This is a genomic window from Rhodobacter sp. P2_H5, from assembly GCF_056403335.1.
This window is the reverse complement of record NZ_JBFUFS010000003.1, coordinates 1-13850: the sequence shown is the minus strand read 5'-3', so window position 1 is coordinate 13850 and position 13850 is coordinate 1. Positions and strand designations below refer to the sequence as shown.

The window sequence follows — 13850 nt, the reverse complement described above, 5'->3', positions numbered from 1 at the left end:
CCCTTGGGGTCAGGGGATTACTTCGTGCGGGTCCAGTCCTGTGCGTTCCACAGTTCGGAATCCCAGACGTTCAGATCCACCCCGCCCAGCGTGTTGGACGCGGCCGACAGACGGCCGCGGTCGACCAGCGGCACGATCGTCATGCTGTCCTTGGTCAGCATGTCGTTCAACTGCTTGGCGAGCGTGCCACGCTCGGCAATGTCAGAGGTCGCCGACATCTTGGCGGCCAGCGCGTCATAGGCCGGGTCGCAGAAGCGGTTGATGTTCTCGCCCTGCCATTGCGTGGCCGGGGAGGGGATCTTGTCGCACTTGTATTGCGACAGATAGGCTTCCGGATCGGTGCCGTCGAAGTTGTTGGCGTACATTTCGACATCGGCATAGAACTTCTGGAAGGTATCGGGCGAACCCGCATCGCCGCCGAAGAAGACCGAGGCGTCAATCGACTTCAGCTCGACATCGACGCCGAGATCGGTCCACCACGACTTGACCAGCGACTGGAAGTCCTGCCGGACCGGGTTGACCGAGGTCTGGTACAAGAGGTGCAGCTTCTTGCCGTCCTTCTCGCGGACGCCATCGGCGCCGGGTTTCCAGCCGGCGTCATCCAGGAGCTTCTTGGCGCCATCCATGTCCTGCTTGATGCAGCCGGTGTTGTCGGAAGCATAGGCCTCGGGGGCCGGAACCAGATTGCAGGTCGGGCGACCTGCGGTGCCATAGCCCACATCGACCAGCGCCTGACGGTCGATCGCCATCGACAGCGCCTTGCGGACGTTGATGTCGGACAGGATCGGGTGCGGATGCTTGACGGTGGAACGCTCGCCCTCGGCCAGATCCGAGGACGGGTCGGTCAGGTTCATCTCGATCCGCTCGACCAGGGTGCCGAAGCCGTTGACGAAATGGCCCTTGCCGCCGGCGGCCATCTGGGTTTGCAGTTCCGGGTTCACTTGCGTGTTCCAGGCATAGTCGAACTCGCCGGTTTCCATCACGGCGCGGGCGGCTGCTTCGGCATCGCCGCCGCCTTTCAGGGTCATCGTCGCGAAAGCGGGCTTCGCCGGGTCGCGGTAGTTCGGGTTGGCTTCCAGCTCGATCGTGTCATTGGTCTTGAAGGAGGTCACCTTGAACGGGCCGGTGCCGATCGGCATGTTGTTGGCATCGGTGCAGGTCGGTGCTGCCGCGCCGATGCATTTCTCGAACTGCGCCTTCTGCAGGATCGGCGAGGTGGCGCCGACGAAGGCCAGGTAGGGGTTGGGCTTGGGCGCTGTGAAGGTCACGACGATGGTCGCGGCATCCGGGGTTTCGACCGTCTTGATGCCTTCGTATTTCGAGGCCTGGGCGCAGCCGCCCGCCGGGTCCTTGCAATAGTCATAGGAGAACTTCACGTCCGCCGAGGTCACCGGCGAGCCGTCCGACCAGACGAGGCCCGGCTTCAGCTTCCAGGTGATCACGGTCAGATCCTTGGAGAGGCCGCCGTTGTCCACGGTCGGGATATCCACGGCCAGACGCGGAAAAAGGGCGCCCTTGGCGTCAAAACCGGCCAGCGGCTCCAAGACCAGCGAGGCGGATTCCAGTTCCTTGGTGCCACCCGAGAGATAGGGGTTGAGGTTGGAAGGGGCCTGCCAATAAAGGACATTCACATGGCCATCCGAGCCACGCTCGGCGAAGGCGGCGCTTGCCATCGTGAGGCAAGCGGCAGCGCCCAGAAGAGCTGTCTTCAATTTCATGGGGTTACACTCCTTGTTGTTGCAGTTGGACTTGACCGCCCCCGGTTGATCCGATGGGTGCGGCGGGACTTGGGTAAAGGTGGCAGGCAACCTGGCGTCCGGGCTGAACCTCGGTCAGGTCCGGGCGGACTTTGTGGCAAATCTCCATCACCTTCGGGCAGCGCGTGCAAAAGGCGCAGCCCTTGGGGGGATTGGCGGGCGAGGGCACATCGCCCTTCAGGATGATGCGCTGGCGCGAGCCTTCGCGGTCGGGGTCAGGTTCCGGCACGGCGGAGAGGAGCGCCTCGGCGTAAGGATGCAGCGGCTTTTCGTAAAGCGCGTCGCGGGGCGACAATTCGACGATGCGGCCAAGGTACATGACCGCGACCCGGTCGGCGATATGGCGCACCATCGACAGGTCATGGCTGATGAAGAGATAGGTCAGCCCAAGGCGTTCCTGCAGGTCTTCCAACAGGTTGACCACCTGCGCCTGGATCGAGACATCCAAGGCCGCGATCGGCTCGTCGCAGACGATGAACTTGGGGTTCAAGGCCAGAGCCCGGGCGATGCCGATGCGCTGGCGCTGGCCGCCGGAAAACTCATGCGGGTAGCGGTTGGCGAAACGGCGGTTGAGGCCGACCTGATCCATCAGCTCGTAAATCCGCGCCAGCCGATCGGTGCCGGATTTGCCGGAATGTTCGACCAGCGGCTCGCCGATGATCTGCGCCAGGGTCATCCGCGGGTTGAGGCTCGCCTGCGGGTCCTGAAAGACCATCTGCATCTGCGGCCGCTTCTTGCGCAGCGCCTCGGGGCGCAGCGCGAGGATATCGTCGCCGGCAATCTCGACCGAGCCGGCGGTGGGTTCGTAAAGCCGGATCAGCGCCCGGCCGACGGTGGATTTGCCGCAGCCGCTTTCGCCGACAAGACCGAGGGTTTCACCCGCCATGATGTCGAAGCTGACGCCATCGACCGCTTTCACATCGCCGGTATGGCGGCGCAGGACGCCGCTGTGGATCGGGAAATACATCTTGAGGTCGCGGACCCGGACAAGAGGGTTTGCGCCGGGCTTTGATGCGATGTCAAACATGGGCGCGCCCTCCGATGTCCCGAAGATGGGCAGTATTGCCCATCCTACGCCCTAAGGTTGCGCAACGGGAGTCGGTAGGATGGGCAATGCTGCCCATCTTCGGCGGATGGCTGCTACGCATGACCCGCCTCCCAATGGCAGGCCACGTCATGGCCCTGGCCCAGTTGCGCGCCGTCCACCGCGCGGCGCTGCGGGTTTTCCACCCGGCAGCGGGCAAAGACATGGGCACAGCGCGGGGCGAAGGCGCAGGAGGTCGGCGCTTCGGTCATGATCGGCGGCTGGCCCTCGATCACCTGCAGCCGCGCGGCGCGGGCGCCGGTCAGCGAGGGCACGGTTTTCAGCAAGGCCCGCGTGTAGGGGTGCTGCGCATCGGCGAACAGCGTCTTGACCGGCCCGTGTTCGACGATCTGCCCGCCATACATCACCATCACCCGGTCGGCGATGCCGGCGATCACGCCCAGATCATGGGTGATCCAGATGATCGCCATGCCAAGCTTCTGGCGCAGCTCCTTCACAAGCTCCAGAATCTGCGCCTGAATGGTCACGTCCAGCGCCGTGGTCGGCTCGTCGGCGATCAGCACATCGGGGTCGCAGGCCAGCGCTATCGCGATCATCACACGCTGCCGCATGCCGCCCGAGAACTGGTGCGGATAGCTGTCGAGCCGGGCTGCGGCATCGGGGATGCCCACCAGTTCCAGAAGCTCCACCGCGCGGACCCGGGCCTGAGCCTTGGTCAGGCCCATGTGGCGGATCAGGGGTTCCATGATCTGGAAGCCGACCTGAAACACCGGGTTGAGGCTGGTCATCGGGTCCTGGAAGACAAAGCCGACCTTGGCGCCGCGCATGTCGCGCAGGTCCTTGGCCGGGATCTTCAGCAGGTCGCGCCCGCCCATCCAGACCTCGCCGCCGCGCACCTCGGCGGGGGGCATCGGCAACAGCCCGATCAGCGACATCATCGTCACCGACTTGCCCGAGCCGCTTTCGCCCACAACGCCCAAAAGTTCACCGCGCTTGAGGTGAAAGCTGACCTGATTGACGGCATGGACCTCACCACCACGGGTGCGGAAAACCGTCGTCAAGCCCCGAACGTCCAGGACGGCGTCGCCCCCATCGGGCATAGGTTTCTCCCCAGGTCTTTGTTTTTATTCGGCTTACGTCGTCAGGGTCGGCTGGCGTCCAGCGCCATGCTCGCCCTTCCCGGAGCTTTCCCGATTTTGTCCAACCGATCAATCTTTATCTTGACCGATTTGCCCCCTCTTTGCGCGGCGATCTGTCTGGCCCGCCGCACATTCCGCCGGATGTTGACACTGGAAGGGCGCGGGTGGAGGGTCCGCTGCAAAACGAACAGGAGGCCGCGATGGTCGAAATTCTGACGCCGATCGAGATTCTGGCGCGGCTGGTGGCCTTTCCGACGGTCAGCCATGACAGCAACCTGCCGCTGATCGATTGGGTGGAGGATTACCTGGCCAGCCACGGCATCGCCACCGCCCGGCACTGGAACGAGGATGGTCGCAAGGCCGCGCTGATGGCCCATGCCGGGCCGCTGATCGCGGGTGGCGTGGTCCTCTCCGGCCATTCCGATGTCGTGCCGGTCGAGGGGCAGGCCTGGTCCTCGGACCCTTTCACCCTGACCACCCGCGAGGGCCGGATCTATGGCCGCGGCGCCTGCGACATGAAGGGCTATGTCGCGCTGTCGATCTGGGCCCTGGTCGAGGCCGCGCGCCGCGATCTGGCGCGGCCCCTGCAGCTGGCCCTGTCCTATGACGAGGAGATCGGCTGCACCGGGGCCGATCCGATGCTGGGCACCATGGCAACCGCCTTCCCCAAGGCCGAGATCGCGCTGATCGGCGAGCCGTCGCGGATGCAGCCGATCCATGGCCACAAGGGCGGCACCGGCTTTCATGTCCATGTGAAAGGGTTCGAGGTGCACTCCTCCCTGCTGCCTTATGGCGTCTCGGCGATCATGGAAGGCGCGCGGCTGATCACTTGGGTCAACGACCGCAACGAAGCCCTGCAGGCCGAGGCGCCAAGCCTTCTGGCCAGCCGCTTCGATCCGCCCTTCACCACGCTGCACATCGGGATGATCTCGGGCGGAACCGCGCATAACATCACCGCCGCCGATTGCCGTTTCGCGCTGGAGATGCGCGTGGTGCCCGGCGAAGAGGTCGAGGCCCATGCCGCAGCCTTCGAAGCCGCCGCCGCCGACCTGGGCGCAAGGCTTTCCGCCCGCAAGCCCGGCGCCGGGATCTTGCTGCAACGATTCTTCCGCGTCCCCCCCCTCCAGCCCGAGGACGGCCCTGGCGGCGGTGCTGCCGAGGCGCTGGTCCGCCGCCTGACCGGGGCCAATGCCTCGGGCGTCGTGTCTTATGGCACCGAGGCCGGGCACTTTCAGGCCCGCGGCTATTCGGCGGTGGTCTGCGGGCCGGGCGACATAGCCCAGGCCCACCAACCCGATGAATATCTTGAGGAAACCGAGTTTCAGGCCGGGCATGACTTCATGCGCCGCCTGTTGGAGGATCTCGCGTGACGTCGTTTTCTGACACCGGCCCGATCTCGATCGCGACGCCGATCCGCTTTGGCGCCCCGCCGCCCGCCGCCTGTGACGTGGTGGTGATCGGCGGCGGCATCATCGGCGTCATGACGGCCTGGTTTCTGGCCGAGCAGGGCATCCGGGTCGTCCTTTGCGAAAAGGGCCGCATCGCGGGAGAACAATCGAGCCGCAACTGGGGCTGGATCCGCCAGCAGGGCCGCGACTTTGCCGAATTGCCGATCATGATGGAAAGCCTCGCGATCTGGCAGGATCTGCACGAGAGGTTCAGCGCCGGCGGCGGCCGCGGTCTGGGCTTCCGGCAGGAGGGCGTCATGTACCTCGCGCGGACCCAGGCCGAGATGATGGGCTTCGAGATCTGGGCCGATCAGGCGCGCGCCATGGGGCTGGATGTGCGGCTGCAATCCGGCCTGCAGGTCTATGACCGGATCAAGGGCGCGGCGGTGCAATGGGTGGGTGGGCTCTTCACCGCCACGGACGCACGGGCCGAACCTTGGGTCGCGGTGCCGCTGCTGGCCGAGGGCGCTGTCGAGCAGGGCGCTGTTATTGTTGAGGATTGCGCGGTGCGGCGGCTGGACCTTCAGGGCGGCAAGATCGCCGGGGTTTTCACCGAAAAGGGCCGCATCGCCTGTGATCAGGTCGTGGTGGCGGGCGGGTCCTGGTCCTCGCTTCTGCTCAGGGCCGAGGGGGTGAAGATCCCGCAGCTTTCGGTCCTGGCTTCGGTTGCGCAGACCGAGCCGATGCCGGATGTCTTTGCAGGCTGTGCCGCCGACGACCGCTTTGCCTTTCGCAGGCGGGAGGATGGCGGCTATACGATCGCGCCGGGCGCCTCGCATGATTTCTACCTTGGCCCGGATGCCTTCCGCCACGTGGGGAAATTCCTGTCGGTGCTGCGCAAAGACTTCCGCAAGACCAAATTCCGCGCCCGCGCGCCCGTCGGTTTCCCCGATGGCTGGGGCACGGCAAGGGCCTGGACGGGCGAGGAAATCTCGCCCTTCGAGAAGATGCGCGTGTTGAATCCGGCGCCGAACCTGAAGGCACTGTCCAAGGTGCAGGACGATTTTGCCGCGGCTTTTCCGTCCCTTGGGAGGCCCGCCCTGTTGCGGACCTGGGCGGGCATGATCGACACGATCCCCGATGTAGTGCCGGTGGTGGACCGGGTGGCCGCGATCCCGGGGCTGGTGGTGGCCACGGGCATGTGCGGCCACGGCTTCGGCATCGGGCCGGGGATGGGGCGCGTCGTGGCGGATCTGGTTGCGGGGCGGGAGGTCGGGCATGATCTGTCGCGGTTCCGGTTGTCGCGGTTCAGCGATGGCAGCAAATTGGTGCCGGGGCCGTCGCTGTGAGGCGGAAGCGGGGGGCTGCCGCCCCCCGCACCCCCCGCCCGGAGGGGGCTTTCCGCCCCCTCCGGACCGCCCCCGAGGATATTTCTGCCAGTATGAAAGGGGGAAAAGCGGGGGTTGCTGATGGGCTGCGATTGGCGGATCATCGGGCAAAGGAGTCGTCCCATGCCCGTGAAGAACCGATTTGCCGAACTGCTGCCCGAGATCACCGCCTGGCGCCGCGATTTTCACGCCCATCCGGAGCTGATGTTCGACGTGCAGCGCACCGCGGGGAAGGTGGCGGAACTGTGCCGCAGTTTCGGCTGTGACGAGGTGGTCGAGGGCATCGGGCGCACGGGGGTGGTCGCGGTGATCAAGGGGCGCAATTCCGGCTCGGGCCGGGTGATCGGGCTGCGCGCCGATATGGACGCCCTGCCGATCCATGAAAAGACCGGGTTGGCCTATGCCTCCAAAACGCAAGGGAAAATGCACGCTTGCGGCCATGACGGGCATACCGCCATGTTGCTGGGCGCGGCCAAGTATCTGGCCGAGACGCGGAATTTCGACGGCACCGCGGTCCTGATCTTCCAGCCCGCCGAAGAGGGCGGCGGTGGCGGGCGCGAGATGGTGGCCGAGGGCATGATGGAGCGCTTCGGCATTCAGGAGGTCTATGGCATGCACAATATGCCGGGCATTCCGGTCGGCAGCTTTGCCCTGCGCGAGGGCGCGATGATGGCTGCGGCCGACCAGTTCGACATTGTGATCACCGGCAAGGGCGGCCATGCCGCCAACCCGCACAATGGCGTCGATCCGGTCGTCGTCGCCTCGCATGTCATCCTGGCGCTGCAGACCATCGCCAGCCGCAATGTCGACCCTTTGAAGCAGGTCGTCGTCTCGGTCTGCGTGGTGGAGACCGACAGCCCGGCCCATAACGTGATCCCGACGACCGTGAAGCTGAAGGGCACCGTGCGGACCATGGATCATGGGGTGCAGGATCTGGTCGAAAAGCGCATCGGCGAGATTGCCGAAGGCACGGCTCTGGCGCTCGGCGCGCGGGCGGAGGTGCTTTATCAGCGCGGCTATCCGGTGACGCTCAACGCGCCGGAGAACACCCGGTTTGCGGCGCTTGTGGCTGAGGGGATCTCTCCCGCGGTCGCGACCGACATCGCCCCTTTGATGGCGGCGGAGGATTTCAGCTACATGCTCCAGTCCCGCCCCGGCGCCTATATCTTCCTTGGCAATGGCGACACCGCGACGCTGCACCATGCCGCCTATAACTTCGACGACAATGCCATTCCGTTTGGCGCAAGCTGGTACGCCGGGATGATCGAGGCGCGGATGCCGGTGTGAGGGGGCAAGTGCCTGCGAGCGCGGGGGTAATCGGGGTTGGAGTGGGGAGGTGCTTGTCTTTTTGGCGTCTTCTTTCGGTCTTCCTTCCGGCTCTACGCGCGGGGAGGAGAGGGGGCGTTAACTATAAATTGGAGAATCGGTCTTCTAGACAACGCTAGTATTCATGAAAAGCGGCGGTTTGGGGGGTTGATTTAGGGGGGCTGTTGGTTTGTGCCTCCGGCACTTGGGACGGTTTCTGGCTTTGGGTATAATTTTCAGGAAGCGTGCGATAAAGTTCCAAGGCTTTTGAAACGGGATCGCCAGGCTTCAGATGTGGATCATAGAGAGCCTTGAGGAGCTTCCAGTCTCGATTGCCCGGTTTCGCACCGGCAAGGTTGTCATAGGTAAAATAGGGCGTGCCCTGTGAGTCATCCACCAGCCCGAAGGCTTGCGTAAGCTCTTCGTAAATGCATTCGTCGATATCCTCTGCGCTCAACAGACTGTTGATATAGATCTCGGCGATCGCGATTTGCCCGCTCTTTGACTTCATGGAAAAGTAGCAGGGGTTAGAACCATTTGCGAAACCGCGCTGTAAATTGGGCAGGTGATCGTCGAGGACGACCGAAAAGAATGATCCGGTTCTGATGTCGACCAGAAAAATAAAGATATCTGCTGTAATAACTTCTCTTCGTATAAACAGGGTGCCCATGGGGGCGGTTCGTCAAGAAACCGCTTATATTTATTCGGAAAGAGGCGCCGGAATCCAATAACGGAGAGCTCTGCAAATCGGGGATCCAGATGTCTTGATAAGTGCCTATTCCCAAGTGCGTCGTTTCGTTTAAAAAATCGATCGTTGGTCGAAGTGCACGAAGTTCGGTCGGGTTTTCATGAATTACGACGACGCGCGGTGTTCTGGCCCACTTCTTGACTATAGCATCTTTTCCGCCGAAAATTACGGCGGCGTCAGTAATCTCATCTGCCACGGCTGGCATCATTGAAAAAACAAGACAGAAGCAAAATAAGAGATACCTCACATTTCTGCCCTTTCAGCTAAGTCAATCGAAAGAGATTACGTCCAAACCAATCCCTTGATGTAACCAAAATTGACCTGCGGAGGTCAAAAGTCCTCACCCCCCCGTATGGCTCATATGCCGGCTCACTTGCCCGGCCACCTTCGCCCTTGAATAATCAAAGTCATGCCCCTTGGGCTTGCGCAGGATTGCCGCTCGGATGGCGGCCTCCAGCGGGGCATCGTCAGCACTCGCCCGCAGGGGCGCCCGCAGGTCGGCCATGTCTTCCTGGCCAAGGCACATGTACAACTCGCCCGTGCAGGTCAGCCGCACCCGATTGCAGCTTTCGCAGAAGTTGTGGGTCAGCGGGGTGATCAGGCCGATCTTCTGCCCCGTCTCCTCCAGCCGCAGATAGCGCGCCGGGCCGCCGGTCTTCTCTGCCAGCTCGGTCATTGTGTAGCGGCTGGCGAGGCGGGCTTGCAGGTCCTTCAGGCTCCAGTACTGGTCGGCGCGCTCGACCGTTCCCATGTCGCCCATCGGCATGACCTCGATGAAGGTCAGGTCGTGGCCGTCGCGGGCGCACCATTCGGCCATGGAAAACAGCTCGTCCTCGTTGAAGCCTTTCAGCGCCACGGCGTTGATCTTGACCTTGAGCCCCGCCTCTTTCGCCGCAGCGATGCCATCGAGCACCTGAGCCAGGCGGCCCCAGCGGGTGATCTCGGCGAATTTCTTGTCGTCCAGCGTGTCGACCGAGACGTTGATCCGCTTCACCCCGCAATCGGCCAGCGCCTGCGCGTATTTGCGCAGCTGCGAGCCATTGGTGGTGACGGTCAGTTCCTTCAACCCGTGACCGAGTTTCAGCCCCATCGCCTCGAAAAACGACATGATCCCCTTGCGGACCAAGGGCTCCCCCCCGGTGATGCGCAGCTTCTCGACGCCCATCCGGATGAAGGCGGAACAGACCCGCTCCAGTTCCTCAAGGCTCAGAAGCTCGGCCTTGGGCAGGAAGGTCATGTGTTCGGTCATGCAATAGGCGCAGCGGAAATCGCAGCGATCCGTCACAGAGACGCGCAGATAAGAGATGGCGCGGGCGAAGGGGTCGATCAAGGGCACGGTCATGCGGTCAAGATAGGAGGAAACCCCGGCCAGTAAAAGCCCGCCCCTTCATCTAGACAGAAATATCCCACTGGGGGCGGCGGGGGGGCGTGAGCCGCCCCCGCCTCGGGGGGTGCGGGGGGTGGAAACCCCCCGCTGCCACTTCAGAAGCTCCGCGTCGGCCGGTCGAAGACCTTGCGCCCCATCAGCGAACCGACCAGATCCACCATCAGCTTGGCCGTCTTGCCGCGTTCGTCCAGGAACGGGTTCAGCTCGACCAGATCCAGCGAGGTCACCAGACCCGCCTCGTGCAGCAGTTCCATCACCAGATGTGCTTCGCGGAAGGTGGTGCCGCCGGGGACCGTGGTGCCGACCGCGGGGGCGATCGAAGGGTCGAGGAAATCGACATCGAGCGAGACATGCAGCATGCCACCCGCCGCCTTCACCGTCTCGAGAAACTCGCGCAAGGGCGCCACGATGCCGCGCTCGTCCAGGACCCGCATGTCGTTGATCGCGATGTCGTGGGTCAGGAGGGCCGCATGTTCGGCCGGGTCGACCGAGCGGATGCCGTAAAGGCAGATCCGCTCCGCCGGGATCACGCCGGGGAAGGGCGGGAAGGCGTCAAAGCCCTCGCGCCCGGCGATATAGGCGACCGGGGTGCCGTGCAGGTTGCCCGAGGTCGTGGTGAGCGGCGTGTGGAAATCCGAATGGGCATCGAGCCAGAGCAGGAACAGCGGCCGCCCGACCGCCGCCGCATGGGTCGCAGCCCCCGCGACCGAACCCAGTGCCAGCGAATGGTCGCCGCCCATCACGATAGGCAGGGTGCCGCCCTCCAGCGCCGTGACGACGGAGGCTGACAGCACCCTGGTCCAGCCGAGGATCTCGGGCAGGGAATGGACGGCGGGGTTGGGGCAGGTGGCGGGTTCCAGCAGGGGCAGGGCCAGATCGCCCCAATCCTGCACGCCATGCCCCAGTTCGGCGATGGCCTGCGCCAGCCCCGCGACCCGGTAGGCCTGCGGTCCCATCACGCAGCCGGCGCGGCGCTGGCCCGCATCGATCGGGGCCCCGATCAGTGTGGTCCGGATCTGGGTGGTTCTGGCCATGTCATCCTCCATTTTGCCGCACTATCCGGGCAAGTCTCGCCCCGGTCCATGGCAATTCTGTGCGAAATCCGCGCGCCACCCCGGCAAATCGCCGGAAACCCGCATCACATCACGCGGCGCGGTGCCGCAGCGGCGGGCCAGCCCTGCCGCAGCCCATTGGATCGGCGCGCAAACCCGCCTATGATCGCCGCAACAAGAGGAGAGGCCGATGATCGTCGAGCTTGGACATTTTGCCCTGATCCTGGCCTTTGTCGTGGCCTGCATCCAGGCCACGCTGCCGCTGATCGGGGCGCAGCGCCGCGATCCGATGCTGATGGCGCTGGCCGGGCCCGCCGCCACCGCGCAGTTCCTGCTGATCTCGGTCAGCTTCGGCGCGCTGACCTATGCCTTTGTCACCAGCGATTTCAGCTTGAAGCTTGTGGTCGAGAATTCGCATACCCTGAAGCCGATGCTCTACAAGGTGGCGGGGGTCTGGGGCAACCATGAGGGCTCCTTGCTGCTCTGGGTGCTGGCGCTCAGCCTTTACGGCGCCTGTGCGCATTGGTTTGGCGGGCAATTGCCGGTGCGGCTGAAGGCGCGGGTTCTGGCGGTGCAGGGGGCGATCGCGGTGGCCTTCCTGGCCTTCATGCTCTGGACCTCCAACCCCTTCCTGCGGCTGGCTTATCCGCCGATGAACGGGCATGACATGAACCCCTTGCTGCAGGACCCGGGGTTGGCCTTCCACCCGCCGTTCCTGTATCTCGGCTATGTCGGGTTGAGCATGGCCTTCGCCTTCGCCGTCGCCGCCCTGATCGAGGGGCGGGTGGATGCCGCCTGGGGCCGCTGGGTGCGGCCCTGGACGCTCGCCGCCTGGCTGTTCTTGACCATCGGCATCACGATGGGTTCGCTCTGGGCCTATTATGAACTTGGCTGGGGCGGGTTCTGGTTCTGGGACCCGGTGGAGAATGCCAGTTTCATGCCCTGGCTGATCGCCACCGCCCTGCTGCACTCCGCCATCGTGGTCGAAAAGCGCGAGAGTCTGAAGGCCTGGACCATGCTTCTGGCGATCCTTGCCTTCGGCTTCTCGCTGATCGGGACTTTCATCGTCCGCTCGGGCGTCATCACCTCGGTCCATGCCTTTGCCAGCGATCCGACGCGGGGGATGTTCGTGCTGGCCATCCTCGCGGTCTTTGTCGGCGGGGCGCTGACGCTTTTTGCGGCGCGGGCCGGGGCTTTGGAGTCCAAGGGCGTTTTCGCCATGGTCAGCCGGGAAAGCGGCCTGGTCGTGAACAACCTTCTGCTGACGGTGGCCTGTTTCGTGGTCTTCATCGGCACGATCTGGCCCCTGGTGGCGGAAATCCTCTGGGGCCGCGCCCTGTCGGTCGGCGCCCCCTTCTTCAACGCGGCTTTCATGCCCTTTGTGCTGGGTCTGGCGGTGATCCTGCCGGTGGGAGCGGTCCTGCCCTGGAAGCGGGCGGAGCTTGGCCGCGCCTTGCGGCCCTTTGCCGGGGCTTTGGCGCTGGCGGTGGCGATGGCGCTTCTGGCCTTTGCGCTGACCTCGGGGCGCTCGCCCTTGGCGCCTTTGGGCGTGGCGCTGGCGGTCTGGCTGGTGGCGGGGGCGGCGATCGACCTCTGGCAGCGGTCGGGCCGTGGCGCCTTCGGCAACCGCTTTGCAAGGCTGACCCGCCTGCCGCGTGCCGATTGGGGCCGGGCGATCGCCCATGCCGGCTTTGGCGTGGTGATCTTTGGCGTGGTGGCCCTGACCTCTTGGGCGGTCGAGGATATCCGGGTGTTGAAAGTGGGTGAGAGCTATGCGCTTGGCCCCTATCAGGTCCAGCTGAAAGAGGTGCGCGACGTGCCGGGGCCGAACTATACCGCCCGGGTGGCCGAGATGGTGGTGAGCAAGGGCGGCGCAGAGGTCGCCGTGATGCATCCCGCCAAGCGGACCTATCCGGTCGCCGGCATGGCCACGACCGAGGCCGCGATCCGGCCCGGGATATTCGGCGACATCTACCTCGTCGTGGGCGATCCGCAGGACGGCGGCGGCTATGCCGTTCGGTCTTATTTGAAGCCCTTTGCCGACTGGCTCTGGCTTGGCGGGCTGATGATGGCGGCAGGCGGGATCATGAGCCTGACCGACCGGCGCTATCGCCTCGCCGCCGGGGCGCGCCGGCCGGTGGGAGTGCCGGCAGAATGAGGCGGCTCGGACTGGCTCTGGCCTTCGCCCTGCTCGCCGCCCCCGCCTTCGCGGTCCGGCCCGACGAGATGCTGCCCGATCCGGCCGAGGAGGCGCGCGCGCGCGCCCTGAGCCAGGGGCTGCGCTGTCTGGTCTGCCGCAACGAGAGCATCGACGATTCCGATGCAGACCTCGCCCATGACCTGCGGGTCCTTCTGCGCGACCGGATCAAGGCGGGCGATACGGATGATCAGGCGGTGGCCTATATCGTCGCGCGCTATGGCGAGTTCGTGCTGTTGAAACCGACCACTTCGGGCGCCAACCTGATCCTGTGGCTCGCGGGGCCGGCGGCCTTGCTGGCGGGTGCGGTGCTGGCCTTTGTCGTCACCCGCAGGCGGGCCGCGGCGCCCGAAGCGGCGGGCTTGAGCGAGGCCGACAAGGCGCGGTTGGCGGAATTGTTGGAGGAGTGAGGGGGGGGGGGGGGGGGGGGGGGGGGGGGGGGGG

11 protein-coding genes are annotated in these 13850 nt (G+C 64.9%); 5 read left to right on the top strand and 6 right to left on the bottom strand.

Annotation, left to right across the window (positions count from 1 at the left end; genetic code table 11):
- Positions 1 to 17: 17 nt before the first annotated feature.
- From AC1DVR_RS04315 to AC1DVR_RS04305, 3 genes are all read right to left on the bottom strand, one after another.
- A complete protein-coding gene (locus tag AC1DVR_RS04315; RefSeq protein ID WP_477999304.1) occupies positions 18 to 1718 on the bottom strand; it encodes a peptide ABC transporter substrate-binding protein in 1701 nt (566 codons plus the stop codon).
- A gap of 4 nt (positions 1719 to 1722) precedes the next feature.
- On the bottom strand, positions 1723 to 2784 hold the full coding sequence (locus AC1DVR_RS04310; protein WP_477999303.1) for an ABC transporter ATP-binding protein: 1062 nt from the start codon (positions 2782 to 2784) through the stop codon (positions 1723 to 1725).
- A gap of 113 nt (positions 2785 to 2897) precedes the next feature.
- Entirely contained in the window at positions 2898 to 3902 is a 1005-nt protein-coding gene (locus AC1DVR_RS04305; protein WP_477999302.1) for an ABC transporter ATP-binding protein, read from the bottom strand.
- Between the two features lie 239 nt (positions 3903 to 4141).
- On the opposite strand from AC1DVR_RS04305, the gene argE reads away from it, so the two are divergent.
- The 3 genes from argE (at position 4142) to AC1DVR_RS04290 (ending at position 8004) form a co-directional block, all read left to right on the top strand.
- A complete protein-coding gene (argE, locus tag AC1DVR_RS04300) occupies positions 4142 to 5311 on the top strand; it encodes an acetylornithine deacetylase (protein ID WP_477999301.1) in 1170 nt (389 codons plus the stop codon).
- A complete protein-coding gene (locus AC1DVR_RS04295) occupies positions 5308 to 6678 on the top strand; it encodes an NAD(P)/FAD-dependent oxidoreductase (protein ID WP_477999300.1) in 1371 nt (456 codons plus the stop codon). The genes argE and AC1DVR_RS04295 overlap by 4 nt, the downstream gene beginning before the upstream one ends.
- A 162-nt stretch (positions 6679 to 6840) precedes the next feature.
- The gene (locus AC1DVR_RS04290) at positions 6841 to 8004 is read left to right on the top strand and encodes a M20 aminoacylase family protein (RefSeq protein WP_477999299.1); all 1164 of its coding nucleotides are present in this window, start codon (positions 6841 to 6843) and stop codon (positions 8002 to 8004) included.
- 154 nt (positions 8005 to 8158) lie between these two features.
- Here AC1DVR_RS04290 and AC1DVR_RS04285 read toward each other — a convergent pair whose 3' ends face one another.
- The 3 genes from AC1DVR_RS04285 to rocF form a co-directional block, all read right to left on the bottom strand.
- Positions 8159 to 8692 (bottom strand): DUF2927 domain-containing protein, encoded by a 534-nt coding sequence (locus AC1DVR_RS04285; protein ID WP_477999298.1) that lies wholly within the window; start codon positions 8690 to 8692, stop codon positions 8159 to 8161.
- Between the two features lie 418 nt (positions 8693 to 9110).
- On the bottom strand, positions 9111 to 10112 hold the full coding sequence (gene moaA, locus AC1DVR_RS04280; RefSeq protein WP_477999297.1) for a GTP 3',8-cyclase MoaA: 1002 nt from the start codon (positions 10110 to 10112) through the stop codon (positions 9111 to 9113).
- Between the two features lie 140 nt (positions 10113 to 10252).
- The gene (rocF, locus tag AC1DVR_RS04275) at positions 10253 to 11173 is read right to left on the bottom strand and encodes an arginase (protein ID WP_477999617.1); all 921 of its coding nucleotides are present in this window, start codon (positions 11171 to 11173) and stop codon (positions 10253 to 10255) included.
- 226 nt (positions 11174 to 11399) lie between these two features.
- On the opposite strand from rocF, the gene AC1DVR_RS04270 reads away from it, so the two are divergent.
- Together AC1DVR_RS04270 and AC1DVR_RS04265 are read left to right on the top strand one after the other, a co-directional pair.
- Entirely contained in the window at positions 11400 to 13367 is a 1968-nt protein-coding gene (locus AC1DVR_RS04270; protein WP_477999296.1) for a heme lyase CcmF/NrfE family subunit, read from the top strand.
- On the top strand, positions 13364 to 13816 hold the full coding sequence (locus tag AC1DVR_RS04265) for a cytochrome c-type biogenesis protein (RefSeq protein ID WP_477999295.1): 453 nt from the start codon (positions 13364 to 13366) through the stop codon (positions 13814 to 13816). The genes AC1DVR_RS04270 and AC1DVR_RS04265 overlap by 4 nt, the downstream gene beginning before the upstream one ends.
- Positions 13817 to 13850: the final 34 nt, after the last annotated feature.

Excerpts from the sequence above, each read along its gene's own strand:
- AC1DVR_RS04285 (WP_477999298.1), bottom strand. The coding sequence starts at position 8,692 with ATGGGCACCCTGTTTATACGAAGAGAAGTTATTACAGCAGATATCTTT.
- AC1DVR_RS04265 (WP_477999295.1), top strand. The coding sequence starts at position 13,364 with ATGAGGCGGCTCGGACTGGCTCTGGCCTTCGCCCTGCTCGCCGCCCCC.
- AC1DVR_RS04305 (WP_477999302.1), bottom strand. The coding sequence starts at position 3,902 with ATGCCCGATGGGGGCGACGCCGTCCTGGACGTTCGGGGCTTGACGACG.
- AC1DVR_RS04310 (WP_477999303.1), bottom strand. The coding sequence starts at position 2,784 with ATGTTTGACATCGCATCAAAGCCCGGCGCAAACCCTCTTGTCCGGGTC.
- AC1DVR_RS04315 (WP_477999304.1), bottom strand. The coding sequence starts at position 1,718 with ATGAAATTGAAGACAGCTCTTCTGGGCGCTGCCGCTTGCCTCACGATG.
- moaA (WP_477999297.1), bottom strand. The coding sequence starts at position 10,112 with ATGACCGTGCCCTTGATCGACCCCTTCGCCCGCGCCATCTCTTATCTG.
- argE (WP_477999301.1), top strand. The coding sequence starts at position 4,142 with ATGGTCGAAATTCTGACGCCGATCGAGATTCTGGCGCGGCTGGTGGCC.
- AC1DVR_RS04290 (WP_477999299.1), top strand. The coding sequence starts at position 6,841 with ATGCCCGTGAAGAACCGATTTGCCGAACTGCTGCCCGAGATCACCGCC.
- AC1DVR_RS04270 (WP_477999296.1), top strand. The coding sequence starts at position 11,400 with ATGATCGTCGAGCTTGGACATTTTGCCCTGATCCTGGCCTTTGTCGTG.